We start from the raw sequence: 25,725 nt of genomic DNA, 5'->3' as shown, positions 1-25,725 counted from the left end.
CCTTTACAGCACCGGCCCGAGACCGGTGAGAGACGCGAAGCGGTTCCAGTCTTTATGTTCACTGGCCGTCCACGCAGCCTCTGCCACTGCCCGCAAACGCGGAAACATCAGGTGATTGTAATAATCCCGGTTCAGGAAATGCTCTGTCCAGATACAGGCCTGCACGCCTCGCATCCGCACCTTCAGATCTTCCGGGAATTCCCCCACAGCCTCATAAGTGTAACTATGATGAGGCGGCACAGTGCCTGCCCAACTTGCACCCGGCTCCAGCCAGGCCTCATCCTGCACCATATCAAGATAATAGGCCTGTCCCGGTGCCATCACGACATCATACCCCTGGCGCGCAAGCTCCAAACCGACCTCGGGCTTCTGCCACGCCACCAGCAACGTGCCGTCCGGATCGACACCGCCACCGTGGGATACCTCGTCCCAACCGGCAAGCTTGCGGCCCCGCTGTGCCAGCATGGTTTGCATCCGCTTCATGAAATAGCTCTGAAGCGCGAAGGTGCCCTCAAGCCCCTCTTCGTCCATCAGTTTCTTGGCCATTGGCGACGCCATCCAGGTGGTATCCGCCACTTCGTCACCGCCGACATGAATGAGCGAAAATGGAAACAACTCCACCATCTCGTCAAACACTTTGCCGAGCACTTCGTAGGTCAGGTCCACGGCCGGGTTCAAGGCATTGTTGGGGAACCCCTGCACCGAGTGATAGCTGTCCGGAGCTTCCTGCCCGTCAATCAGATCCGGCAAGGCAACAAGCATTGCGGTGCTATGACCGGGAATATCGATCTCCGGCATGATGTCGACATGCAATGCACTGGCATGCGCGACGATCTCACGAACCTCGTCCTGTGTGTAATAGCCGCCAACCGGCTCCGCACCATTGCCCAACTGAGGCAACAACGGCCCGTCCGGACCGCGCAGGGCCCCAACATCCGTCAACTCCGGGTAGGCCTTGATCTCAAGACGCCACGCCTCATCGTCACTCAGGTGCCAATGAAAAATATTCATCCTGTGCCAGGCATGAGAATGTCAATCAGCCGGGCAACATCCTCCGGCTCTGAAAATTGCCGTGACACGTCCAGATGGCAACCGCGCCAACCATAGCGCGGACTGTCGTTGATCGTTCCCGAGGCGGGAAACCGCAGATGCTGCGGCTGGTCCTGTGCCCCTTGCAAGAGCTGCGCAAGCACGGTCAGCCCGTATTGCAGTGCCGCTGTATCGCCATAGGCCAGATGCACTACCTCATCGCCAAACGACACGGCGTATGCGGACTTGCCCAGCGCCTTGTCTTGCGTGAAATGAACTGGCCATCCGCTTTCGACAGGGGTCAGAACAAAAGGAGCTTGTGCGCAGGAAAACAGACGACGCGCCAGGTTCGACACACAATCCATCGCCTGTTTTTCATGTGCGGCAACATTATCTGCGGGAAACAAGGCGACCGGGCAAAATTCCCCGGCTTCCAATTCCACATCGTTGGGCCAAGGCAAAATTGCAAAGGGCTGCGGCGGGTCCACGTCGGGCAAAAGAGGCGCAGGCACCTCCGGCGTCGCCCCTTGCAGCATCAGGTCAGCGACAGTCACATCATGATGAGTGCCGTCAGACAGCGTGACATAGGCAGACTTCGCACCGTCCGTACGGTGCTTTGCAGATCGCCACAATTTTTCAAGCCCGAAAGTCCAGCTTGCTCCCGGTTCAAGCGTAAAGCCATCCAATGGAGCAACTTCATGAAAATTGGCATTGCGACGCAGAAACACTGCGTTATCGCAGCGTGGATCCTCCAAAACCCGTGTCAAAGACGTGAAGACCAGCTTGAAGCCGGACAAGGACACGTCCGACAGGTTGATGAGCGCGAACGTCAAGCCGCCGGCGGCATCACCTTCAACCGGATGCCACGCGTTTTCCAGACGCAAGGATAGTGCTGTCATGATCTTGTTCCCCTTGCAGCTTTTGCTGCCATCTTTTTGATTTGCGAATGCGCGTAAACTCAGTAGTCAGCCGACTGTGAAAAGGTGCCCGCAAGCTCGGCCGACCCTGCGGTCAGGCCACAATCAACCGGCAGACAAATCCCGGAAATCGCGGCGGCCTGGTCACCGGCCAGAAACGACACCGCGGCCGCAACATCGTCCGGCAGAACGATACGTCCGAGTGGATAGCATCGGCTGGCATCCTCAAAGACATTTGGATTGGCTTGCGCTCTCGCTTCCCATGCCTGTGTGCGCACGGTTCCCGGCGCAACGGCATTGGCGCGAATGCCAAACTTGCCGTATTCAACCGCGATGAGTTTTGTCAGTTGGATCAGTCCGGCCTTGGCTGCACTGTAGGCGGGATGGCCGAACACACCCATGCCATTGACTGAAGCAATATTCACCACGGCGCCATGAGCGGCTTTCAAAGGATCTTCAAACGCCTTGAAGCACAGGAAAGCCGCTTCCAGATTGAGGGCATTGTCCTGACGCCAGACCGCACCAGTTGTCGATTGCAAGCTCAATGCACGGGCAGCACCGGCATTGTTGACGAGAGTGCGCACACGCCCGAGACCCGCAAGACGGCTTGCGGCATCCGCCAGCTCTGTTTCGCTGGTAACATCACAGGCAATCGGCAAGAACCGGGCTTCATCACCAAGCGTTCCTGCCACTGCGATCAGCGCTTCAGCGTCAATATCCAGCAAGGCCACAACGCTATGCGTCTCGGCCAGCTTCACCGCAATGGCGCGCCCAATATCTCCGGCGGCCCCGGTCACGACTGCAAGGTCTGCGTTCTGCATCCTTCTCTCCCTGTAACGATGCGCCGAGACAAATACAGGACAAGGAGATTGCCAGAAGGGTCCTCCGGCAGCTCAGTCCCCGAGCACCTGCTTGTCGTTTCCGTCTCTATGCTCAACGAGATTTTGCTTGATCTGGCGCAGAGAAACCTGCGCCTGTTTGGTGTTTCGATAGGCCACGAGATTGGCCAGAATGTCGACAACCGCGAGATAGGCGAAGCGTGAGGATGTTGGCCGAAAGATATTCTGGCCCTCTTGCAGATCAAGGGTGATCGACACGGAGGCCGTGCGAGCCACCGGCGTGTCGCTTTGCGTCAGGGCAATCGTCTCAGCTCCCTGTTCGCGCGCCAGACGAAAAGCTTTCGCCAAATCGGCGTTGCGCCCGGAGAAGGACGACCCGATCACAACATCTCCCGGACGCACTGCGGAAGACAGCATGAGTTGCATGCCCTGATCGTGGCTGACCGTGATGCGGTTGCCCAACCGGAAAAACCTGTTTTGCAGCTCCATCGCGATCATCGCTGAATTGCCCCCCGAACCGAAGGCGTAGATCATTTCGGCACGGGCCAACAGATCAGAAGCCTTGTCGATGGCCACGAGATCCAAGTCCTTGTGCACCAGATAAAGTGCGTTCTGGGCTTTGGTGATGATATCGCCCGCCACATCGGCAGGCGCCGAGCTTTTTGGCTCCGGGTTCAGATAGCGCACCCCGGCATAAGAGGTTCGTGCCAACCCAACCTTGAAATCAGCAAAGCCATTGCAGCCAAGACGCCGACAGAACCGCGTGACCGTGGGCGGAGACACCTCCGCCCTCTCCGCCAGTTCAATGATCGTGGCGTTGACGGCAAAGTCGAAGTCATTGAGCAGGATATCGGCGATACGCTGTTCAGACGCAGAAAACTGGTCCTGCGCTTCTTGAAGGCGCGCGAAAATATCCATGCTCAACCTTTCCCTGATCTAGCTCTTTGCCTTCCAGGCGATGCAGTCGACCTCGACCTTGCAATCCACCATCATGGAAGACTGAACACATGCGCGTGCAGGAGGATGCTCGCCGAAATAGCTCTGGTAAACCCTGTTGAAGCTCCAGAAATCACGCGGATCATCCAACCACACGCCGCAGCGCACAACATCTTCTACCCCGTACCCGGCCTCTTCAAGGATCGCAAGCACATGGCTGATCGCCTTGTGGGTCTGCTCAACGATGCCACCATTGATGATCTCGCCGTTTTCCATTGCCACCTGTCCGGAGACATGCAGCCAGCCGTCCGCCTCAACAGCGCGCGCGAAAGGCAAAGTCTGACCACCAGCCCCGGCTTTTGTTACTCCATAGCGTTTGATCGTCATTGTTGCCCTCGTGCAAATTATTTTCGTCTCTCATTGACAGGCGACCATAAAAACCGGATTTTGACCAGTAAAAATCGCCGTTTATGAAAAGAATTTAAATCGAGTGACGCTCACAGTCCGTCGATTGATCTTTTCAATCTCGATTGACTCCGCTTGTCCCTCGCCCCGTTTGCACAGAAAGCAAAGACCTTGCGCATTTTTACCGCAGCTCTCGCCACCGAGACCAACACCTTTTCCCCCATGTGCGTTGACCGCCGCGCTTTCGAGGAATCACTCTATGCCGCCCATGGTCAGCATCCGGAGACGCCAACGTTGTGCACCGCACCTCTAACGGTCGGCCGCAAGGTCTGTGCGCAGAAAGCGTGGACGCTGATCGAGGGAACTGCGACCTGGGCAGACCCTGCCGGGCTGGTCAACCGTGAAACCTATGAGGAGTTGCGAGATGAAATTCTGGGGCAACTTGAGGCCGCCATGCCGGTGGATGCCGTTGTCATGGGGCTGCATGGAGCCATGGTCGCCAGCGGCTATCTGGATCCGGAAGGGGATCTTCTCACCCGTATCCGCGCCATCATAGGTCCAGATGTCCTGCTGGCCTGCGAGCTGGATCCCCATAGCCATCTGACGGAAAAACGTGCCGAAGCGGCCGACGTTTTCGTCTACTTCAAGGAATTTCCCCATACCGACTTTGTCGACCGAGCCGAAGATCTATGGCAGATCGTCGTCGATACGCTTGAAGGCCGGGTCAAGCCGGTCATGTCGATCTTCGACTGTCGCATGATTGACGTCTATCCGACCTCGCGCGAACCGATGCGCTCCTTCGTCGACAAGATGATGGCGCTCGAAAGACAAGATCCGGACATTCTTTCTTTATCCGCAATCCATGGCTTCATGGCAGGGGACGTGCCGGAGATGGGAACCAAGGTTCTGGCAATGACCAACAATGCGCAGGAAAAAGGTGACGCTCTTGCCGAAAAGCTCGGCATGGAGCTGTTCGAAAAACGCGGCACTTTCATGATGGAGCAAATGGGCGTCGACGATGCCCTGTCTCAAGCGGTTGCCTTTGGCGGCCCGCGCCCCGTGGTCGTCACTGACATCTGGGACAATCCAGGCGGCGGCACTGCGGGCGATTCAACCGTCATTCTGGAAGAACTCCTGACGCGCGGCATCCAGAATGTTGCTATCGGCATGATCTGGGATCCGATTGCTGTGCAACTTTGCCATGCAGCCGGAGAGGGTGCTGAGATTCCGCTGCGTTTCGGTGCCAAATCGGCCCCCGGCACCGGCGCTCCCGTCGATGGCATCGTTAAAGTGGTAAAGACCGTGCGGGATGCGGAAATGCGCTTCGGCGAGAGCATCGCGCCCTTTGGGGACGCAGCGCTCATTCACCTCAACGGCATCGACGTCATCTTGAGTTCCGTACGGGTGCAGAGCTATGATCCCTCTTTGTTTACAGCCTTGGGCGTCGACCCGTTGAGCAAGGATATTCTGGTCATCAAATCGACGAACCATTTTTACGCGGCCTTCTCGAAAATAGCTTCCGAGATCCTCTATTGTTCAGCCGGATCCCCCTACCCCAACACACCTGCGACCAATCCCTATCGCCGGGTGCGCAAGAATATCTGGCCGATCATCGACAACCCCTTTGCCGAACCGAAAGCCTGACATGTCTCACCCCAACGCCCAGATCGGTATGACGATTGATGCTCTGTCGACACCGGTTCCGGTTGTCGACGAAGATCGCATGGCCGCCAACATCACGCGGGCTCAAGCCTACCTGAGCCAGCATGGGCTTGCCTTTCGACCACACATCAAGACGCATAAGATACCAACTATTGCCCACGCACAGCGCGACGCGGGAGCAACCGGCATCAATTGCCAGAAAATCACGGAAGCGGAGGTGTTCGCCGCCGCAGGATTCCAGGATATTCTAATCACCTACAATATTCTGGGACAGGCGAAACTAGATCGGCTGGCCAGCCTCAACGATGAGATCGTCGATCTGAAAGTTACCGCAGACAACGCTGTTACGGTCAGCGGATTATCCACGCAGTTTGCCAACCGCAAGCCACTGCGAGTTCTGGTGGAATGTGACACGGGCGGCGGGCGATGCGGAGTTCAGTCGCCGGACAGTGCACTGGCACTGGCCCGGATCATCACCAACAGCCCCGGCCTGACATTTGCCGGAATCATGACCTATCCAAAGCCTTTCAGCGAACCCGACGTTGAAGCCTTCTTTGTCACTACACAGGCGTTGCTGGCTGAGGCCGGTCTCGATTGCGCGATCGTCAGCAATGCCGGCACTCCGAGCTTCTTCAACGCGCATCTCGTCCCCTCAGCCACGGAATATCGGGCAGGCACCTACGTTTACAACGATCGGGCCATGGTCCGCTCTGGCCATGCCACGCTGGACGATTGTGCCATGTATCTACTGGCAACCGTGGTTTCGCGGCCGACCAAAAACCGGGCGATCATTGATGCCGGCTCCAAGGCGCTGACGTCTGACCTCTTTGGCTTTTCGGACTTCGGCTTGCTGCTCGACTATCCAGAGGCAATCATTGCCAGTCTGTCCGAAGAGCACGGTACGATAGACCTGTCAAAGAACGCGGGAAACGGTCCCGAAATTGGTGAGCGCGTTCGCATCGTGCCAAACCACACTTGCGTCATCAGCAATATGTACGACACGATGGTGTTTCATCGCGATGGCGTTATCACGCGTTTGGAAGAGGTCGCAGCCCGCGGGCTGGTCTGGTAACCGCCCGCAGATACCGTGCAGCCATGGCAGGTCACGCGGCATTATCTGTCAGGAGGCGAAAAGTCAGCGCCTCCTGACAGATGATAATTCACTCAACCAATGGCTGCCATCGTCTCCGGCAGGTCCATCTGGGACCAGTCAAGCCGCCTCTCAAGCGCATTGCCATCTGCTGTGAACAAGTGGCAATCCTGTGCCCGGAAACTGATGTTCACCGGCACATCTGCTTCAACAGGCGCGGAGCCTGGCAGCAAGGCGCAGAAGGCGCTTTCTTTGGCAATATCAATGTCGGCATAGGCAACCGTGTTGATGCCAAGTCGCTCAATAACTGTTGGTGTGATGCTGAGGGATAATTCACCGCCGCCAAGACGCGCGTGTTCAGGGCGAATACCCAGTGTCAGCGTTTCACCGACGTTCGACTGCGACCCCGTCACATCGACAGTCAGTGTCTGATCGCCATACTGCACCGTCACTCCGGTCTCGGAGACGGCTGTACACGTCACAGTCAGGAAATTCATTTTCGGGTTGCCGATGAAGCCAGCAACAAACAGATTCTGCGGCTTGTGATAAAGCTCAAGCGGTGCACCGACTCTGGGCAATGTCTCCGGCATTCAGAACGACAATGCGGTCGGCCATGGTCATGGCTTCCACCTGATCATGCGTCACATAGATCATCGTCGCCTTGAGATCATGATGCAGCTTGGTCAACTCGATACGCATTTCCGAACGCAAGGCTGCATCGAGGTTGGACAAAGGCTCATCGAACAGGAAAATCTCTGGTGCTCGCACGATAGACCGGCCAATAGCGACACGCTGGCGCTGTCCGCCAGACAGCATGCCCGGCTTTTCCTTCAAACGATGTTCGAGTTGAAGAATACGAGCGACGGCCTCGACCTTTTCCGTGATCTGAGCCTGCGGCAATCCTTCAACACGCAACGGAAAGGCGATGTTTTCGAAAACCGACATATGCGGATAGAGCGCATAAGACTGGAACACCATGGAAATGCCGCGCTTGACCGGTGGCAGGTTGTTGACCCGCGTTCCGTCAATAACAATATCGCCCGCAGTGATTTCCTCCAGGCCAGCAATCATGCGCAAAAGCGTCGACTTGCCGCATCCGGACGGTCCGACAAAGACAATGAACTCGCCATCATGCACATCAAGGTTGATCCCCTTGATGACGTCGAAGGTGCCATAGTTCTTTTTGATGTTGGTAAGGTTCAACTGTCCCAAGACATTCACTCCTGCCGCTTCACTCGCCTCGGAAACGGTCACTTCCCTTCTGAAAGCCGGAGAGACAGGATGCACGGCACGGCATTCTTGCCCTGTCTCCGGCTTGTTTGAAGAATTGCCCGGGGCAGCGGACGACCAGCACCCCGGACAATTCAGATCGCCTTATTTGTAGTCTTCGATTTCCGAAGCGGCCTTCTTCAGGGCATCGGCAGGCTTGGCCTGCTTGGTCACCACCGACTGCACCATGTCGATCATGGCATTCTGGAATGCCTTGTAATCGGTGAAGAGCGGCTCAGGACCACCAAACTTGATGCCATCGAGGAACGGCTTCCAGGTCGGATCCTTCTTGACCATTTCCTGAACTTCTGGCAGCGGACGCAACGGTGTCAAACCATGGGTCTTCTCATAGAAGATCTGATGCTCCGGACTGGTCAGGTCCTTGGCCAACGAGATGGCCTTATCCTCGTAGCCTGTCCCCTTGAACACCGCCAGACTGTCGGTGATCAGCAGCGTGCCCGGGCCCTTTGCATCCGGCCCCAACGGCAGCGGTGCAACACCCCAGTTGATTCCATCGTTGATGCGGACGCGGACCCAAGGGCCGTTTTCCAGCATGGCAACTTTGGTATCGTTGAACAGAGCCGTCATGTCTTCCTGTTCATAGGCCGTCGGACCGTTTTCGGAAACATCGACCATCTTGCCGTACCACTTGAGAGCAGCAAGGTTCTGCGGGCTGTCGAGAACGATCTTGCCGCTGTCATCAATGACCTGACCATTGTTGGTATAAACCCAATGCAGGTACTGGTGCATTGTATTGTCCATGGTCTTTGCCGTCAGGCCGTAACCGGGAACACCGGTCTTGTCCTTGATGGTCTTGGCCATGTCATACAGTTCCTGCTAGGTCTTCGGCGGCTTGTTGGGATCAAGACCGGCCTTCTTGAACAGGTCCTTGTTGTAGTAGAGAGCCTTGGTCGAGAATGCGACCGGAACGCCCCACTGCTTGCCATCAAAGGTAACCGTGGACACGATATGCGGATAATAGGCGGACTTTTCATCGTCCGTCATCGGGATCGGCACGATCAGGTCGGCACCAGCAAACTGCTTCAGGGTGCGCGATCCAACATAGGCAAGGCCAACCGGCGTGCCGGCAGCCGCCAGTGTCGTGATCTTGTCCTGACACTGGGTCCAGCCGACAACTTCCACATGCACCTTATAGCCGGGATTATTGTCTTCCCACTGCTTGATGAACTTGTCATAGCCTTCAGCCAGCTTGTCGCCGCACTGGATCATCGACACGGTGGTGTCGGCGGCAGACGCCAATTGGGTTGAGGCGATTAGCGCAAGAGACGCTGCCCCGACGAAATTTCTAAGCTTTTTCATCTTTATTCCCCTCTTTTTGTGTCGCAAAGCTGGTTCCAGGGCCACCTTCCATAGCTTACGGGAACCGATGCGCGGGATCTGCGCAGCCGTCGGCCGCGCAGAATTTCCTCAGGTTTTGACCGCTCCCGCGGTCATGCCAGCGATAAAGAACCGCTGGAGGAAGATGAACACGACGAACACTGGCAGAATGCCGACGAAGCTTGCCGCCATCAGCTCGTTCCATGCCACGGACTGACGTCCGAAAAACGCATAAAGACCAACCGACAAGGGCATAAATTCCGACTTCGAGTTGAACGTCAGTGCAAAAATAAATTGTTGGGCATAGATCGTCAGGAACGAGGCCAATGCGGCCACTGCGATGCCTGGCATTGCCAGCGGGATAATGACCCGACGCATGGTGTAGAGCCGGCTGGCCCCATCAACGAGAGCAGCCTCTTCCAGTTCACGCGGAATGCGCAGCATATACGTCCGCAACAACCAGATCCCGGTGGGAATGACAAATGCCGTGCCTGTGAATGATCATCGCCCAATAGGTGTTCAGGATGCCAAACGAGCGCATCAGCCGGAACAACGGAATGAGCAGAACTGCACCTGAGAACATATTCACGGCCAGGAACGCCCCCATCAGCGGCCCGCGTGCCCAGAAGTCAAACCGGGCAAAGGCATAGGAGGCCGGAACGATCATCAGTAGCGCCAGACATGTCCCCACCCCTGAAATGAGGATTGAGTTGAAGATGTAGCGCCCTAACAGCGGAACATGCGTCCACATCGTGTGATACGCCTTCCACGACCCATCATCCGGCCAGAAGCGATAAGGGGAGGAAAACAGGTGCGACAAGGGCTTCAACGAAACAAAGAAACCTTCGATGAACGGTGCGAGCACGAACGATAGAAACAGCAGGATTCCCAAGTAGATGCCGATGACTTCGTACCAGCGATAGCGGTTGACAAGAGCACTGCTTTTCATCGTGCCATCTCCCCGGAAAAGCGGCTGACCATGCGGAAATAGAGCCAGCAAAACAAGGACAGGAAGATAGCGATCATCACGGTTCGCGCTGACCCTTCCCCGAATTTGAAGGCCCCGATCGCTGTCTTGTAGGTGTCAATGATCATCGTGGTGGTTGAGCCACTCGGCCCCCCTGTGTCAGAATCCAGATGATATCAAACGAGTTGAACGTGGAGATCAGCGACAACATCGACATGGTGACAAGAGCGGGGACAATCAGCGGCAAGGTGATGCGGCGAAAGCGATACAGACGGCCAGCGCCGTCGGTCCATGCGGCCTCGTACAGGTCGCTTGGCACCGATTGAATGGCCGCCAGCATGTAGATCGTCACCATAGGAACACCAATCCAGACATCCGTGACGATCGTAGCCCAGAAGGCAGATGTGCCCTGCGCAAGGATGGGATACGGCTCGCTGATGATGCCAAAGCGCTGCAAAAGCCCGGAAATCATGCCGAACTCGCCATTGTACATCCAGCCCCACATGAAGATGCCGATGGCCATGGGAACAATCCAGGGTGGCATGGCAAGAATGCGAAACAGAGTGCGCCCCGGAACGGCGGCATTGAGCAACACTGCGCCGCAGGTGCCGATCACCATCTTGGTGGTGACTGAAAAGAACGTCCACACGAAGGTGCGGATGATCACATCGCCAAAGCCGCGGTGGAAGATCTTGATGTAATTGTCGAAGCCGATATAGCGATATGTCCGCATCAAGGAGGCGTTGGTGAAAGACAGTTTGATCGTGTCGATCAACGGATAGGCGACAATCGCGCAAAGGTAGATCAAGGCAGGCAACAGCAGCGCCCAAACAAAGATCATCGCGCCTTTTCTGGAATCCATCTTCGCCCCCTTCACGCTGACTTTGCATCGAGCATGACCGTCTCGGCCCCACTCAAGCAGGCATCAAATCGCTGCCAGACGGGCGCAAGGTCGATCACCTTGCGGTCCGCGCGAGCTTCATCCAGCGCCAGCGCCAGAATTCCGGCTTCCAGAGCGTTTATGGCAGACACCGGCTGCGGCACCCCTTTCTGGACAAAGGCCAAAACGTCTTCGGCCATCTGCTCATCCGCGCCATAATGCTGGGATTCTTCCGAGGGTGCCTTATAGACATTCTCAACCACCTTGTAGGTGGTCCGGGCATCGTGAACAGTCAGGAAGCCGCGAACGAAGTCGCCTTCCGCCATCCCCTTGGCACCGATGACGCAAAACCGGCGGAATTCATCAGGCACGTTCAAATTGGTATGAAACGTCATGGCGACGCCGTTCTCATACTCAATGTTTGCGGTCTGATAATCGACAATATCCGCATCGCTATCAAAGACCTTGTCAGACCCTTTCCAGCCACTTGGCTTGCGGTGGTAGACTTCCAAGTCATTGGCACCCGCGCCTTCCGGCGCATTGGCGGGAATGAAACTCTTTCGCCCACCAAAGCTGGATACATAACGCGGGCGGGCACCGACCACGCCGTTGTAAAGATCCAGATCATGACAACATTTTTCCAACATGAAACCACCGGTGTAGTGGCCATAGCGCCGCCAGTCGCGCATGAAAAACGCGCCATGGTAGGGCTGAATATGCTCGGACGCCTCAATGGAAACGATATCGCCCAGACGTCCGGCCTTCTGCGCCGCCCGCAAGTCGCGATAAAGTGGCGAATAGCGCAACACCAGACCAACGAGCAGGCGCTCCTGACCATAAGTGTTCAGCAAGGCAGCCAGCGCATAGGATTCTTCAAGTGAAATAACGATCGGCTTTTCGGTAAAGACCGTCAGACCAGCCTCAAGCCCCTCCCGAATATGATCGAGGTGCATGTGGTTGGGCGAACCAATCATCAGAAGGTCGAACTGCTCGTTGCTGATCAGTTCCTTCGGAGTTTCGTAAGCCCTACCGGGGGAAATGCCCTTTTCCTGCAAGGACGGCAGCCCGGCCGGCTCGGGATCGACATAGCCGACAATCTCGAAATCCGGATCGATCTGATGAAAGACTCGCGCAAGATAGCCGAGGCGAAATCCCAGCCCGATCATAGCGACCTTCATGAAAAACGTTCCCCTGTTGGTAATTATTTTTCGTAGGCTGCTTCATTTTTTTTAAGACGTCAATAAACAAACACTGTTGCAAATTTAATCATGAAATTTATTTTCACAGCAGAGTGATCCGTATATAATCAACATTAGCACAAGACCGTGGCAGATGCCTCAAACAACAGCACCAACGTCTTTGTTTAACATATATTACGGCATATAAATAATCAAAAGACCAAAACAAAGCCAATTTGGCCTACGAATGCATAAAATTTATTATATTCGGTTGTGAAAAGAACTGATAATAAACTATAACATGCAAAAATAAGAGACCAATCAAATGCAGAAATATACTCTAATTTTCTCAAAGTCTTATTTGGTATTTTTTCTGTAATAAGTTGCAAGCGAAAAGGTATTCAACAGGAGGCAGATTGATCCGGCAATGAACGAGAGTCTTCCCTTTGACAAGCTGCAACTCGACGATAGTGGTCCACTTTATGTGCAACTGCAAAAGGTGATCGAGACCGCAATGTCTCAGGGCCAGTTGCAGGATGGCGACGCATTACCGGCGGAACGCGAGATCGCTGATCGCGCGGGGATCAGCCGTGTAACCGTTCGCAAGGCCGTTGATGAACTGGTCTCAAAGGGCCTTCTCGTGCGCCGGCGCGGCTCTGGCACCTACGTGCAGCGCGCAGTCCCGCGCATGATCCAACCACTGGAACAGCTCACCTCCTTTAGTGAAGACATGCAACGCCGCGGCATCACCGCTGGCTCGGAATGGCTGGAACGCGGCCTCTATTTTCCAAAGCCGGAAGAAACCATGACCCTGGGCCTCACGGCGGATGCACGCGCTGCGCGTCTTGTCAGATTACGCACCGCCGATGATGCGATCATCGCTCTGGAGCGCACCAGTCTGCCCGAAGATATTCTACCCGCGCCCGCGGAAGTGGCCGATTCCCTCTATGACTGCCTGCGCAAGCATGGCTTCCGCCCGGTCCGGGCCAATCAGCGCATTTCCGCCGTTTTGTTGAAGGAAAGCGAATGCCGCCTGCTGGGCGTGCCATCCGGCTCACCTGCCCTGTCGGTGCAGCGTATTTCCTATCTTGCCAGCGGCCGGGTAATGGAAATGTCGCATGCATTATATCGCAGCGACGCCTATGATCTCGTTGCCGAACTGACAATCGAGACCGACTGAGCCTCACGGGCCCGTTCCTTCATGACCAATCACTGAGACCCCATGCCCCAATCTCTTGCGATCCGGACACGCTCCCTCTTCGATGGAGAGACATTTCACCCGGACACGGCCCTCTTGATCCGCGATGGCCAGATCGAAGGCCATGTCGGCCTGTCCGACATTCCCAGCAGCGCCCGCGTGCACGACCACATCGCCGACCTGATCGCCCCCGGATTTGTCGATCTGCAAGTCAATGGCGGTGGTGGCGTCCTGTTCAACAATGATCTGAGCATGGATGCCTTGCGCAAAATTTGTGCAGCCCACGCGCGCTTCGGTACAACCGGACTGATGGCAACCCTCATCACGGACACTCCGGCGGCGCGCGATGCAGCACTGCTTGCCGGACATCAGGCTCAGGAGGCCGAGGTCCCCGGCTATCTGGGGCTGCATCTGGAAGGCCCCCATCTGTCGCTAGCCAAGAAAGGCACACACGATCCGGCGCTGATCCGGGCCATGACTGAGGAGGATCTGCAAGCGCTTGTTGTTGCGTCCGGCTCGTTTGGCGTTGCCATGACGACCGTCGCGCCAGAAAGCACCACTGCCGAACAGGTAAAAACGCTGGTGGGCGCCGGGTATCATGTCAGCCTAGGGCACAGCAATTGTTCGGCCGCCGAGGTTCCAGCCTACGTTGAGGCCGGTGCGTCGCAGGTGACGCATCTGTTCAACGCCATGAGCGCGCTGGGGAGTCGCGAACCCGGATTGGTGGGCGCTGCGCTGGCCACTGGCGCACTGTCCTGCGGCCTGATCTGCGATGGCTATCATGTCGATTTCACCACAATGACGCTCGCCCTGCGCGCCAAGGCTGGCCCCGGACACATCTTTCTGGTGTCCGATGCAATGTCCTGCACCGGAACGGATCAGGATAGTTTCGAACTGAACGGCCGCACGATTCTGCGCCGGGACGGTCGCTTGACGCTGGCAGACGGCACATTGGCGGGGGCCGACATCGACATGCTGTCAAGCCTGCGCAATCTCATTCAAAAGATCGGCCTGCCGAAAAGCGAAGCCTTGCGCATGGCCAGTCTTTATCCTGCACAGACGCTCGGCCTCTCCCATAAGGGTAAACTGACACCTTGGCAGTGACGCCGATCTGGTGCTTCTGTCCAATGAACTCGATCTGCACTCGTACCTGGATCGCAGGCGATTGCGTCTTCCATGCGGAATTGCCGCAAACCACTCCACAAAACGAGCTTTCAGCATGATCGTCTGCTTCGACATCGGCGGCACCTCTATCAAGGGGGCCATCGCGCGCTCAGCCACCGATATTGCACGTGTGCCGAACATTCCCACGCCAACGCAGGATTTCGATGCGTTTGTCGCAGCGCTCAAAAGCGTCATCGCGCAGGCAGACATCCCCCTCCTGCGTCTCGATCTCGATTGCCGGGGTAATTGACCCAGTGACCGCTGCTGCCACCGTCGCCAACATCAAATGCTTGGATGGTCGTCACATGCAAGCAGATCTGGAAACAGCCCTCGGCCTACCGGTCCTCATCGGCAATGATGCCGATTGCATGGCGCTTGCAGAAGCCGCAATTGGCGCAGGCCAGGGGCACCGCGTCATGTTTGGCATTATCCTCGGAACGGGTGTTGGTGGCGGACTTGTCATCGACGGCCAGTTGATCAACACCGATGGTGGCTACGCAGGCGAATGGGGCCATGGACCAATCTCTGCAACGCGCGCCGGCACACCGCCCGCGGAAATACCCAGCTTTCAGTGTGGCTGCGGCCAAAAGGGCTGTCTTGACGCCACCTGTAGCGCCCGCGGCCTTGAGCGTCTGCACTTGCATCTGCACGGAGAAACCCAGACGGCGGAAGAAATCCTTGCCGAGTGGCAAACAGGACGCCCGCATGCCACCAGAACAATGAACGTCTTCATCGACATTCTATCAAGTCCACTTGCCTTGCTGATCAACTTCACCGGCGCGACCATTGCCCCGGTCGGCGGGGGCTTGTCGAATGTGACCGCCCTGATCACTGCCCTGGACGCCGCGGTGCGCGGCAAGACCCTGCGCAAATTCAGCAGCGCCCTGGTTGTTCCAGCAGAGTGCCGTGTTGAACCCGGCCTCATCGGTGCAGCTATTCTGGGCCTCAAGACACAGGATACCCTGGAAGCAACCGCAACTTTCTGAGTAGTGTTTAGGCTGAGAACCCATAATAAAAGTCGAGCCAAAGATCTAACAGCGACTGTTGTGCCGCCTATGGCCGTCCATTATGAGGTCCTTGGTGAACGGTAGGCCGCAGCCAACCTCTCCCAGACCAGGGCAAAATATCCATCTGCATCAATGTCCGGCAAGTACAACACATTGGCAGGACGTCCGGTTACGCTGCGCCAATCGACGATTGTCATGCCTCGTGTCAGTCCCTCGCGGCTGATCTCAACATTGACCTTGCGTCCCGAGAACAACTCAGGCTGCAACAAATAGGACGTCACTGTGGGATCGTGAAGGGGACCGCCATCGGTGCCATCCTGCTCCATATCGAAGATCTTGTTGAAGGCGAGCAGGTGATAAAAGGCTTCCATGTGCGGCTTGTCGATCTGCCGCATCGCGGTCAACCGTGCCTCAGAGGTCAGAGCCTTATGCGTGCAATCCAGCGGGATCATGATGATGGGAGCCCCGCAGGTGATCACCCGGTGCGCGGCTTCCGGATCAACATAGATGTTATATTCTGCCGTCGGCGTGACATTGCCACCTTCTGAACGGGCTCCGCCCATCAGCACGATCTCTCGAATGCGCTCGGCAATTCTCGGTTCACGCGCCAGAGCAAGAGCGATGTTCGTCAGCGGTGCGAGACAGCACAGGGTGACCGACTTTTCCGGCCGCTGCATGATCAACTCAACGATCCGATCCGGCGCAAAGCCATCTGCGGCCATCGCGACAGGATCCGGCAGATCGTAGCCGTCAAACCCCGTCTGGCCGTGGACATATTCCGCGGTTTCCAGCGGCATCAACAAAGGTCGCACGGCCCCTGCATAAACCGGCACATCCTGCGTCCGGTTAACGAGTTCCAACGCCATCAGCGCGTTGCGTGTCGTATAATGCAGCGGCACATTTCCGCCCACAGTGGTGATTGCAAGAACCTCCAATTCCGGGGAGCCAAGCGCCATGAGAAAGGCGACCGCGTCATCCGGAGAGGGGTCTGTGTCTATGATGATGGAACGTGTCACGGTCTGAAAACCTCCAGGTTCAAGTTGGCAAAATGGACCGGAAGCCAATAAAAGCCCAAGGGCTTGCCCTCCAAAGGTTGCCGCCTAACGAATGCGCCGCTTTTCCAGTTTGCGCGCGAGAGTGCGGCGATGCATGCCGAGCCGACGCGCGGTCTCTGAGATGTTGAAATCCGTCTCGACCAGCGTCTCGTGAATGCGCTCCCACTCCAGGTTCTTGAGCGATGTCGGCTGATTACTAAGAGGCACGGACGTATCGCCAACGTTGCGCGAAAACGCTTCTTCGATGTCATCGGTGTTTGAAGGCTTGGCGAGATAATGACACGCCCCCAGTTTCACGGCCTCAACAGCGGTAACAATGCTGGCAAAGCCGGTCAGAACGACAATGCGCATGTCGTCATCATGGCCGTGTAGAAGCTTGACGCACTCCAGCCCGGATTCGCCCGCCAACTTCAAATCCACGACGGCATGAGTTGGGTCCAGAACCTCCAGCAGCGCCTTGACCCCATCCAGACTCTCGGCCAGATGCACATCATAACCGCGCCGGGCAAAAGAGCGACTCAGGGCCTTGGCAAAGGATTGATCGTCTTCAACGATCAACAGTTGGCACTCAGCCTCCATTGCGGGTTTCTCCGGTATCGATGGCGCTCAATGGCAAGGTCAGGCAGACACGCGCGCCCCCACCCGGTGGATTGGCGGCCTCAACTGCACCGCCCAACTGCCGCATGACATTGACGACAAGATACAGCCCCAAGCCGCTGCCTGCACGCCCCTTTGTGCTGCGATAGGGCTGGCCGAAATCATTGAGAATGTCTGCGTCAAATCCCGGGCCGGCATCGCGTACCTCAATGACGAGGTGATCATCCTGGCGCCGTACAGTAACCCCCACCCAGGCAGGGGAAGCTTCCAGCGCGTTATCAAAAACGTTGAAGATCATCTGCTTCAACGCAGCATCCGACACGATAGCACAGTCAGGCGCGAAGTCGTCGGTATACTCCAGATGCTGCGGCGCTTTCAGCATTCGCCACTCCTCGACCAGATCGCCCATGAAATCCTGAACCGTAGTGCGTAATGCGCCCTCGCCGCGCACGGCTCCTGACGAAAGCAGAATGCCGGAAACGATCTTCTTGCAGCGGTCCAGTTGCAGTTGCATCTCGGCATAGTCTTCTGCCAGGTCTGGCGTTTCCTTTAGAAATGCCATCCGACTCCAGTCATTCAGGATGACCGACAGGGTTGCCAGAGGTGATCCGAGTTCATGGGCCGCGCCGGACGCAAGCAAGCCCATTCTGACGATATGGTGTGCCTCCGCCCGCTGCTGGTCAAGCTCGGCAAGATAAGCGTCGCGAGCGCGCAAATTGGCTGTTATCCGGCAAATGAACCAGACAAGAAGGCAGGCCGTCAGCACAAAGCTGACCAGCAATCCTTGAATCTGCAAATCGAAAAGATCGCCCGCATCCGAGACCGGAAACTGAAGCGGCAGGTAGACTTGCGTCAGCACAGTGACACAGACGCAAACCCCGCAGACAAGAAACCACGCAGCCCAGGTTTCCAGAAGGATCGCGCCAAGCGACACCTGTAACAGGAACAGAAAGACGAAAGGATTGGTAACGCCGCCGCTGAGATAAAGCTGATAAGCAAGCGCGCCCACGTCAAGCACCAACTCGAAATACAACTCGGTGTGGGTTACCCCCTCGACGCTGTAGTAACGGGCGAGCCCAAACAGGTTGAGCGCGAACAGGAAGAACAGGACCAGTCCCATTTCCAGAACAGGCAGGTGGATGCCAAAAACGCTCTCGACCATGATAATGGTCAAAAGCTGCCCAACAATTGCCGTCCACCTGAGCGTAATCAGCAAATGCAGATTTTGACGATTGGTATCATCTGCTGGAAGGAGCGCGGGCACCGGCAACACGGTCTTGAAGGTCCTTACAAGAAAACCACGACAAAGAGCGACTAAGCGGGTTCGCGGAAGATAAACAAAATCCCAGCCCGCCCCATGGCTCTGTACGCATGTTGAGATTGTTCTGATCAGCGATGTCTGACAACAGGGCCAAACCGCCCGCACTCTTGTCTCAAGGGGCCTTGCTGTCTGATGACTAGCCTTGGTCAGCATCCGCAGCGAGGCGTTTCTGCTTACGACGCCATTTGACATCCTGCCAGATGACATAGCTGATCCAGAGCAGCGACATCAACGCCATGCCGAACCACGTTACTGCATACATGAGATGGGCGTTGCGGAATTTCGTCACCGTCAAACCACCGATGGGATAGCCTCCCGGATTGGGCTGGCCGTTCGCATCAATGAAATAAGGGGCTGTGTTGGTCAAATCGCGCTTGTCTGCAATGGCTGCGACATCACGAGAATACCAACGGTCGTCGACAGGATCGTTGGAGTGCAGAAAGGCCCCGTCTGGCTCACTGAGACGCACCAGACCAACCACATTCACCTTGGATACATATTCGCTAGCAGGTCGTTCAGTCGGCTTGCTCTTGTCCTGCGGGACAAAACCACGGTTCACCAACACCGTAAAGCCGCGATCCGTGGCCAGTGGCGTCAGCAACCAATAACCCGCGCCTTTTTTGGTGACAGCCTGAACCAGCGTTTCCTTGTCATTTTCAAAATGGCCGGACACTTTGACTTTGAGATACTCAATGCCTTTGACGGTCAGATCCGGCCACGTCGCGGGACCGGGAGCCGGAATGGGATCGGCCTTGAGCCGTGTATCGACGCGGGAAATCAGATCGACTTTCCAGGCGAGGCGATGCACCTGCCAGTTGCCGAGCGCGATGAAAACGCAGATCAGCACGACCCCGAAAAGGCCAACGATCACCAGCCGCAGCAATGAAGGGGCATGGTAATCATCGTCTTCGTCAGAAGAAAGCGCGCGAGAAGTCCCCTCGCGCGCTGAGTTCATGGTCATCACATATTGCTCATGTCGTGAGACATGGCCGGTGTCATCTCATGCGACATCGGCATCATGTTGGTGTTCATGTTGTACATGACCCAGATGGTGCCGCTGATGGCAATGGCCACCAGGATCAAGGTGAAGATCAAGGCCATCAGAGACCACCCCCTTCGACGCTCGGCGTCATGTGAAGGAAGAAGACCATGTGCACCACGATCTGAACCACCGCAAAGCCGACAACGATGAACGCCAGCATCTGCTTGGAGTTTGAGAAGTCGGACATGACCAGCCAGAACGGGATAGCCGTCAGGATGACCGAGGCAATGAAGCCGGTCATGTAGCTCGAGAACGAGCCGTGGCTGAGGTCATCGTCGTGACCGTGTTCGTGTGAGCCGCTCATCGCAACACTCCCAACAGGTAGACAATGGTGAAGACGCCAATCCACACGACGTCCAGGAAGTGCCAGAACATGCTGAGGCATGTCAGGCGCCGCTTGTTTTCTTCGATCAAGCCGTGACGCGCCACCTGAATGATCGTGGTGATGATCCAGATGATCCCGAAGGAAACGTGCGTTCCGTGGGTGCCGACCAGCGTGAAGAAGGCCGACAGGAAGGCACTGCGCTGCGGGGTCGCCCCGTCATGGAACAACTCGGAGAATTCGAAAAGTTCGATCCCCACGAAAGCCATCCCAAAGAGAGCCGTCACGATCAGCCAGAGTTGAACCCGGCTGACCTGCCCCTTTTGCATCGCCAGCATACCAAACCCGTAGGTAATGGATGACAGCAGCAGCATCGTCGTGTTGAGCGCAACAAGCGGCAACTCGAAAATGTCACGCGGCGACGGTCCGGCAGCGTATTGGGTGCTGAGAACCGCGTATGTGCCGAACAGGATCGCAAAGATGAGGCAATCGCTCATCAGATAGATCCAGAACCCGAAGAACGTGTTGCCACCGGATCCATGGTCGTGTTCGTCTGCCACGTAGAAGACCGGTTCTGCGGTCTCCTGGGCTTCGTTTACTGTTGTTGTCATGTCTTATTCCTGAGCAGCAGAAGCAAGATCGCGGGTTCGAGCTTCTTCCGTCGTCGCGACGTATTCCGCCGAAAGATGGAAGTCGCGATTGTAGTTGAAGGTATGCCAGATACCGTAGCCGATCGTTGCCACAAAGCTGACGGCGGCAAGCCACCAGATGTACCAGATCATCGCAAAACCGAAGATCAGGCAGAAACCAGCAAGAATGATACCGGTCCCGGTGCTCTTGGGCATATGGATCGGCTTGAAACCTTCAAGCGGACGCTTGTACCCGCGCTTCTTCATGTCCCACCAAGGATCCGTATCATGGACCACAGGTGTGAAGGCGAAGTTGTAGGCAGGAGCAGGCGACGACGTCGACCATTCCAGCGTACGGCCATCCCAGGGATCGCCTGTGAGATCGCGCAGCTCTTCGCGATTCTTGATCGAGACATAGATCTGGATCAGGAAGCAGGCAATTCCGAGAGCAATCAACAGGGCACCGAAGGCTGCGATCTGGAACCAGATCTGCAGCGACGGGTCATGGAAGACACGCACGCGGCGGGTCACACCCATCAAGCCCAGCACATACAGCGGCATGAAAGCCACGTAGAACCCGATCAGCCAGAACCAGAAGGAGCGCATGCCCCACTTGCGGTCCAGCTTGAAGCCAAAAGACTTCGGGAACCAGTAGTTGATGCCGGCGAAAGCCCCGAACAGCACGCCACCAATGATCACATTATGGAAGTGCGCAATCACGAAGAGCGAGTTGTGCAGCACGAAGTCTGCGGGCGGAACAGCAAGCAAAACGCCGGTCATGCCACCCAGAGTGAAGGTCACCATAAAGGCAATCGTCCACATCATCGGCGGCTCGTAGCGAATACGACCGCGGAACATGGTGAAGAGCCAGTTGAAGAGCTTCGCCCCGGTGGGGATCGAGATAATCATCGTCGTGATCGCGAAGAACGAGTTCACGGTCGCGCCATTGCCCATGGTGAAGAAGTGGTGCAACCACACCAGGTAGGACAGAATGGTGATGACGATCAGAGCGTAGACCATCGAGGTGTAGCCGAAGAGACGCTTGCCGGAGAATGTGGCAGTGACTTCCGAAAACACGCCGAACAGCGGCAGAATGAGAATGTAAACTTCCGGGTGACCCCAGATCCAGATGAGGTTCACGTACAGCATCACGTTGCCGCCGAAGTCGCTGGTGAAGAAGTGAAAACCAGCGTAACGGTCAAGCGTGAGAAGGGCGAGAACAGCTGTCAGGATCGGGAACGAGGCCACAATCAGAATGTTGGTACAAAGAGCACTCCAGGTGAAGACAGGCATCTTCATCAGGGTCATGCCCGGAGCACGCATCTTGATGATGGTGGCCACGAAGTTGATACCTGAAAGCGTCGTTCCGATACCGGCGATCTGTAGCGACCATATGTAATAGTCGACCCCGACCCCCGGACTGTGCGCGATATCCGACAGCGGCGCCATGGCCAACCAGCCGGTTGTTGCGAACTCGCCGATGAACAGCGACATCATCACAAGAACAGCACCGACAACGGTCATCCAGAAGCTGAAGTTGTTCAGGAACGGAAAGGCCACGTCACGCGCGCCGATCTGCAAGGGAACAGCAACATTCATCAGGCCGACAACGAAGGGCATCGCCACGAAGAAGATCATGATCACGCCGTGTGCCGTGAAGACCTTAGTCGTAGTGGTGCGCGGGCAGATACCCGTCAGACCCGTTGAAGGCGATGGCCTGCTGAAGACGCATCATGATTGCATCGGAGAAGCCACGCAGAAGCATGACGATACCGAGCACCATATACATGATGCCGATCTTCTTGTGATCGATCGATGTGAACCACTCTTTCCAGAGATAGCCCCACAAACGGTAATAAGTCAGAGCCGCGACAAGCGCGAGCCCCAGAAGAGCGACGACAATGAAGGTTCCCAGAACGATGGGCACATCATACGGAAACGAATGCAAGGTCAGTCGCCCGAAAACGGCGTGGCTGATAGTGCCAATATCGGACATTTCGATCCTTCCCGTGATTAAGAGTTTGAAATCGACAGCGCCTGAACCCCACGGGAGGTCATGTCGTCGCGCGTCGGAGTAAGGAGTGCTGCCTTTTGCGACCCGAAGGCAGCAACAGGCAGCCGCGTCACGTCATCCGCAGTGTTTCCACCAACCTGTGCGGCACCGAGCGGATTCTGCCCGTTGCACAGCATGGCGACGGAAATCGACGACTTCTGGCTGTTCATGGATGTCTTGCCCGGAAGAGAGGCATCCGGCTTGATGTCGTGACCAATGGTGCCGAAGTCCGGCGCCTTGAACTGAAGTTCGGATGGCTTCACTTCATGAGCGCTTTCTTTCCCGGCACCGCCCTTCCTGTCGATCATCATCATCTTGTCCATGCAGATCTTGCCGTCACGGACACACATGTTGAGGATGTTGTGGTACAGGTCTTTGGCGTAGCTGGAATAGTAGCTCACCGGAACGAATTCACTCGGACGCTCCAGCTTGAGATACGCATCCCGGCTCAGATCGGAGCCCTGAGACTTGACCTTATCGACCCAGGCCTGAAAATCTTCATCGCTCTGGCCGTAGAACTTGAACTTCATGCCGGAGAAGCCAGCGCCGCTGTAGTTTGCGGACAGCCCCTTATAGGTGCCAGGGCTTGTTGATCACGGCATGCAGCTTGGTCTCCATGCCTGTCATCGTATAAACCATGCCGGCAAGGGTCGGTACGTAGAACGCGTTCATCGCTGACGAAGATGTCAGCTTGAAGTTGATCGGACGGTTAACCGGAGCCGCCAGTTCATTGACAGTGGCAATGCCATACTGCGGATAGAAGAAGAGCCATTTCCAGTCGAGCGAGACAACGTCGACTTCCAGCGGCTTCATGTCGGCCGTAACCGGCACGTCAGCAGAAATGCGGGAAATAGGACGATAAGGATCCAGCAAATGGGTGCTGACCCATGTCACGGCTCCGAGACAGATCACGATCAGAAGCGGACCGCCCCAGATCAGAAGCTCAAGTTGCGTGGAATGGTCCCAATCCGGATCATACTTGGCATCCTTGTTGGTGCTGCGATAGCGCCAAGCAAAATAGACCGAAGCGATGATCATGGGGATGATGACAATCAGCATCAGCCCGACTGCGATCAGAAGAATATCACGCTGCTGCTAAGGCGATATCCCCTGATGGATTTAGAACCACCAAGTTACATCCCCCCAGCAACAGAAGCAGAGGCAATGCTAGTAGTGTGCGAAAACGGCTCAAGGAACTCACCCGTCGATCATTGTTCACAAATTTGTCCGATCACTTACTGCGCAACACATACGACTCGACATTGGACAATTTGTCCAATCCCTGAAATCATTCTAAATCACACTCATATGACGTAAGCGTCAACACGATCATGTGTGTTGTGCTGCGTGTTAAGAAGATGATCTTATACTGTTCAGAAATCGTAACTCATACCCATATAAAGGGGAAAATCATGAGTCAATCGGTCACTGCCACAGGTCTTCGACCGGAAGAGCACACTCATCAACATAAAGTCAACCCCGGTGACATCGCCATCGGAGTTATCATCGGACGCACGTCGGAATTCTTCGACTTCTTTGTATTTGCCATCGCGTCCGTCATTATTTTCCCGACTCTGATCTTTCCGTTTGCAGATCCGCTGATGGGAACTCTGTATTCCTTCATGCTGTTTGCATTGGCGTTTTTGGCTCGGCCCATTGGCTCCGTCATCTTCATTGCCATGGACAGGGCCTATGGTCGAGGCACCAAGCTGACAGTCGCCTTGCTGCTTTTGGGCATCGCGACCGTCGCCATTGCGTTCCTGCCGGGTTACAACACGATCGGGGCAAGCGCGATCTGGCTGTTGGCGCTGGCGCGTATTGGTCAGGGGCTCGCACTTGGCGGATCCTGGGATGGGCTGGCATCGCTTCTGGCGATGAACGCCCCGAGCCACAAGCGCGGCTGGTATGCCATGATCCCGCAATTGGGTGCGCCGCTGGGGCTTATTCTCGCCAGCCTGACCTTCGCCTATCTCATATCCTCGTTGGGAGATGCCGATTTCGCCGCCTGGGGCTGGCGTTATCCCTTCTTCGTGGCCTTTGCCATCAATGTGGTGGCGTTGTTCGCCCGGTTGCGAATCGTCGTTACGCCAGAATTTGAGAAGCAGTTCGACAACAAGGAACTGAAGCCGCAGCGTGTCGGGGCAACCTTGCAACACGAAGGGCGCAGCATCCTGCTGGGCATTTTCGTTCCGCTCGCCAGTTTTGCCCTGTTTCACATGATGAGCGTGTTTCCATTGTCCCAGGTGACTCTCTATACACAGGAAACCGTTGAAACCTTCTTGCTGATCGAGGCTTTCGCGGCCGCCATCGGTACGGGCGCCATCATCCTGTCCGGGGTCATTGCCGACCGCATTGGCCGTCGAACCCTGCTCGGGATCTGCGCCGTGGCAATTGCAATCTTCTCCGCTCTTGCGCCCGTGCTGCTGGACGGCGGTATTGGTGGCGAATGGGTCTATATGGTGGTTGGCTTCATCATCCTCGGCCTGTCCTTCGGACAAAGTTCAGGCGCTGTCGCCTCGAATTTCTCGCGGGACTATCGCTACACCGGGTCGGCCATCACATCTGACTTCGCCTGGCTGTTCGGCGCGGGCTTTGCGCCTCTTGTCGCGCTGACACTCGCCACAAGCTTCGGTCTGGTTGCCGCCGGTCTCTACCTGTTTTCCGGCGCGCTCTGCACACTTGTTGCCTTGCGCATCAATCGGCAACTGCGGCTTGAGTTCAAGGAAGATTGAACCGCGCCACGAGAGATCAAGAAACAAAAGCCTTCCGGACACACCGTCCGGAAGGCTTTTTCTTTGCCCATAGTCTAGAAAGCGGTCTCAAAAGC

The 25,725-nt window shown here is 56.2% G+C and carries 13 protein-coding genes and 10 pseudogenes; 6 read left to right on the top strand and 17 right to left on the bottom strand.

Going from position 1 to position 25,725, the window contains the following annotated elements; genetic code table 11:
• Positions 1 to 3: 3 nt before the first annotated feature.
• From AC0L7U_RS13355 to AC0L7U_RS13340, 4 genes and pseudogenes are all read right to left on the bottom strand, one after another.
• A pseudogene (locus AC0L7U_RS13355) lies at positions 4 to 1,928 on the bottom strand (beta-N-acetylhexosaminidase).
• A gap of 59 nt (positions 1,929 to 1,987) precedes the next feature.
• Positions 1,988 to 2,767: an SDR family oxidoreductase gene (locus tag AC0L7U_RS13350; RefSeq protein WP_473691342.1), complete on the bottom strand. Its 780-nt coding sequence runs from the start codon at positions 2,765 to 2,767 to the stop codon at positions 1,988 to 1,990.
• 72 nt (positions 2,768 to 2,839) lie between these two features.
• Entirely contained in the window at positions 2,840 to 3,703 is an 864-nt protein-coding gene (locus AC0L7U_RS13345; RefSeq protein ID WP_473691340.1) for a MurR/RpiR family transcriptional regulator, read from the bottom strand.
• Positions 3,704 to 3,721: 18 nt separating this feature from the next.
• The gene (locus AC0L7U_RS13340; protein WP_473691338.1) at positions 3,722 to 4,108 is read right to left on the bottom strand and encodes a RidA family protein; all 387 of its coding nucleotides are present in this window, start codon (positions 4,106 to 4,108) and stop codon (positions 3,722 to 3,724) included.
• 189 nt (positions 4,109 to 4,297) lie between these two features.
• Here AC0L7U_RS13340 and AC0L7U_RS13335 point away from each other — a divergent pair, with 189 nt between their 5' ends.
• Both AC0L7U_RS13335 and AC0L7U_RS13330 read left to right on the top strand, forming a co-directional pair.
• Entirely contained in the window at positions 4,298 to 5,770 is a 1,473-nt protein-coding gene (locus AC0L7U_RS13335) for a M81 family metallopeptidase (protein ID WP_473691336.1), read from the top strand.
• Between the two features lies 1 nt (position 5,771).
• Entirely contained in the window at positions 5,772 to 6,860 is a 1,089-nt protein-coding gene (locus tag AC0L7U_RS13330; RefSeq protein WP_473691334.1) for a D-TA family PLP-dependent enzyme, read from the top strand.
• Positions 6,861 to 6,952: 92 nt separating this feature from the next.
• Here the strand turns inward: AC0L7U_RS13330 and AC0L7U_RS13325 are convergent.
• From AC0L7U_RS13325 to AC0L7U_RS13305, 5 genes and pseudogenes are all read right to left on the bottom strand, one after another.
• Positions 6,953 to 8,090, bottom strand: a pseudogene (locus AC0L7U_RS13325) (ABC transporter ATP-binding protein).
• A gap of 162 nt (positions 8,091 to 8,252) precedes the next feature.
• Positions 8,253 to 9,467: pseudogene (locus AC0L7U_RS13320) on the bottom strand (ABC transporter substrate-binding protein).
• 108 nt (positions 9,468 to 9,575) lie between these two features.
• A pseudogene (locus AC0L7U_RS13315) lies at positions 9,576 to 10,434 on the bottom strand (carbohydrate ABC transporter permease).
• Positions 10,431 to 11,314 (bottom strand): annotated as a pseudogene (locus AC0L7U_RS13310) (carbohydrate ABC transporter permease). Before AC0L7U_RS13310 ends, AC0L7U_RS13315 begins: the two co-directional pseudogenes overlap by 4 nt.
• Positions 11,315 to 11,325: 11 nt before the next feature.
• The gene (locus tag AC0L7U_RS13305; RefSeq protein ID WP_473691332.1) at positions 11,326 to 12,510 is read right to left on the bottom strand and encodes a Gfo/Idh/MocA family protein; all 1,185 of its coding nucleotides are present in this window, start codon (positions 12,508 to 12,510) and stop codon (positions 11,326 to 11,328) included.
• A 427-nt stretch (positions 12,511 to 12,937) separates the two neighbouring features.
• Between AC0L7U_RS13305 and AC0L7U_RS13300 the strand changes: the two genes are divergently transcribed.
• The 3 genes and pseudogenes from AC0L7U_RS13300 (at position 12,938) to AC0L7U_RS13290 (ending at position 15,858) form a co-directional block, all read left to right on the top strand.
• Positions 12,938 to 13,690 carry a GntR family transcriptional regulator gene (locus AC0L7U_RS13300; RefSeq protein ID WP_473691330.1) on the top strand — a complete coding sequence of 251 codons (753 nt, stop codon included), beginning with the start codon at positions 12,938 to 12,940 and terminating at the stop codon, positions 13,688 to 13,690.
• A 42-nt stretch (positions 13,691 to 13,732) separates the two neighbouring features.
• Positions 13,733 to 14,931, top strand: a pseudogene (gene nagA, locus AC0L7U_RS13295) (N-acetylglucosamine-6-phosphate deacetylase).
• Positions 14,928 to 15,858, top strand: a pseudogene (locus AC0L7U_RS13290) (ROK family protein). The pseudogenes nagA and AC0L7U_RS13290 overlap by 4 nt, the downstream one beginning before the upstream one ends.
• A gap of 80 nt (positions 15,859 to 15,938) precedes the next feature.
• Here AC0L7U_RS13290 and AC0L7U_RS13285 read toward each other — a convergent pair.
• From AC0L7U_RS13285 to cyoA, 8 genes and pseudogenes are all read right to left on the bottom strand, one after another.
• The gene (locus tag AC0L7U_RS13285; protein WP_473691328.1) at positions 15,939 to 16,895 is read right to left on the bottom strand and encodes a nucleoside hydrolase; all 957 of its coding nucleotides are present in this window, start codon (positions 16,893 to 16,895) and stop codon (positions 15,939 to 15,941) included.
• An 84-nt stretch (positions 16,896 to 16,979) separates the two neighbouring features.
• Positions 16,980 to 17,513, bottom strand: a complete 534-nt coding sequence (locus AC0L7U_RS13280; RefSeq protein WP_473691326.1) for a response regulator transcription factor — start codon at positions 17,511 to 17,513, stop codon at positions 16,980 to 16,982.
• Entirely contained in the window at positions 17,503 to 18,693 is a 1,191-nt protein-coding gene (locus tag AC0L7U_RS13275; protein WP_473691325.1) for a sensor histidine kinase, read from the bottom strand. Before AC0L7U_RS13275 ends, AC0L7U_RS13280 begins: the two co-directional genes overlap by 11 nt.
• Positions 18,694 to 18,988: 295 nt before the next feature.
• On the bottom strand, positions 18,989 to 19,813 hold the full coding sequence (locus tag AC0L7U_RS13270) for an SURF1 family protein (RefSeq protein WP_473691323.1): 825 nt from the start codon (positions 19,811 to 19,813) through the stop codon (positions 18,989 to 18,991).
• Positions 19,813 to 20,198: pseudogene (cyoD, locus tag AC0L7U_RS13265) on the bottom strand (cytochrome o ubiquinol oxidase subunit IV). The gene AC0L7U_RS13270 and the pseudogene cyoD overlap by 1 nt, the downstream one beginning before the upstream one ends.
• On the bottom strand, positions 20,195 to 20,827 hold the full coding sequence (gene cyoC / locus AC0L7U_RS13260) for a cytochrome o ubiquinol oxidase subunit III (RefSeq protein ID WP_473691321.1): 633 nt from the start codon (positions 20,825 to 20,827) through the stop codon (positions 20,195 to 20,197). Before cyoC ends, cyoD begins: the two are co-directional and overlap by 4 nt.
• 3 nt (positions 20,828 to 20,830) lie before the next feature.
• Positions 20,831 to 22,841 (bottom strand): annotated as a pseudogene (cyoB, locus tag AC0L7U_RS13255) (cytochrome o ubiquinol oxidase subunit I).
• 17 nt (positions 22,842 to 22,858) lie between these two features.
• Positions 22,859 to 24,090: pseudogene (gene cyoA / locus AC0L7U_RS13250) on the bottom strand (ubiquinol oxidase subunit II).
• 220 nt (positions 24,091 to 24,310) lie between these two features.
• On the opposite strand from cyoA, the gene AC0L7U_RS13245 reads away from it, so the two are divergent.
• Positions 24,311 to 25,630, top strand: coding sequence for an MFS transporter (locus AC0L7U_RS13245; RefSeq protein ID WP_473691319.1), 1,320 nt, complete (start codon positions 24,311 to 24,313; stop codon positions 25,628 to 25,630).
• The last annotated feature ends 95 nt before the right edge of the window (positions 25,631 to 25,725 follow it).

This window comes from Roseibium sp. 10G30-5, from assembly GCF_055809635.1.
The sequence above is the reverse complement of the archived record's forward strand: the minus strand, read 5'-3'. Positions and strand labels throughout refer to the sequence as shown.

Coding starts and splice junctions, on each gene's coding strand:
- AC0L7U_RS13350 (WP_473691342.1), bottom strand. CDS start 2,767: ATGCAGAACGCAGACCTTGCAGTCGTGACCGGGGCCGCCGGAGATATT.
- AC0L7U_RS13345 (WP_473691340.1), bottom strand. CDS start 3,703: ATGGATATTTTCGCGCGCCTTCAAGAAGCGCAGGACCAGTTTTCTGCG.
- AC0L7U_RS13340 (WP_473691338.1), bottom strand. CDS start 4,108: ATGACGATCAAACGCTATGGAGTAACAAAAGCCGGGGCTGGTGGTCAG.
- AC0L7U_RS13330 (WP_473691334.1), top strand. CDS start 5,772: ATGTCTCACCCCAACGCCCAGATCGGTATGACGATTGATGCTCTGTCG.
- AC0L7U_RS13305 (WP_473691332.1), bottom strand. CDS start 12,510: ATGAAGGTCGCTATGATCGGGCTGGGATTTCGCCTCGGCTATCTTGCG.
- AC0L7U_RS13300 (WP_473691330.1), top strand. CDS start 12,938: ATGAACGAGAGTCTTCCCTTTGACAAGCTGCAACTCGACGATAGTGGT.
- AC0L7U_RS13280 (WP_473691326.1), bottom strand. CDS start 17,513: ATGGAGGCTGAGTGCCAACTGTTGATCGTTGAAGACGATCAATCCTTT.
- AC0L7U_RS13275 (WP_473691325.1), bottom strand. CDS start 18,693: ATGGTCGAGAGCGTTTTTGGCATCCACCTGCCTGTTCTGGAAATGGGA.
- AC0L7U_RS13270 (WP_473691323.1), bottom strand. CDS start 19,813: ATGACCATGAACTCAGCGCGCGAGGGGACTTCTCGCGCGCTTTCTTCT.
- cyoC (WP_473691321.1), bottom strand. CDS start 20,827: ATGACAACAACAGTAAACGAAGCCCAGGAGACCGCAGAACCGGTCTTC.
- AC0L7U_RS13245 (WP_473691319.1), top strand. CDS start 24,311: ATGAGTCAATCGGTCACTGCCACAGGTCTTCGACCGGAAGAGCACACT.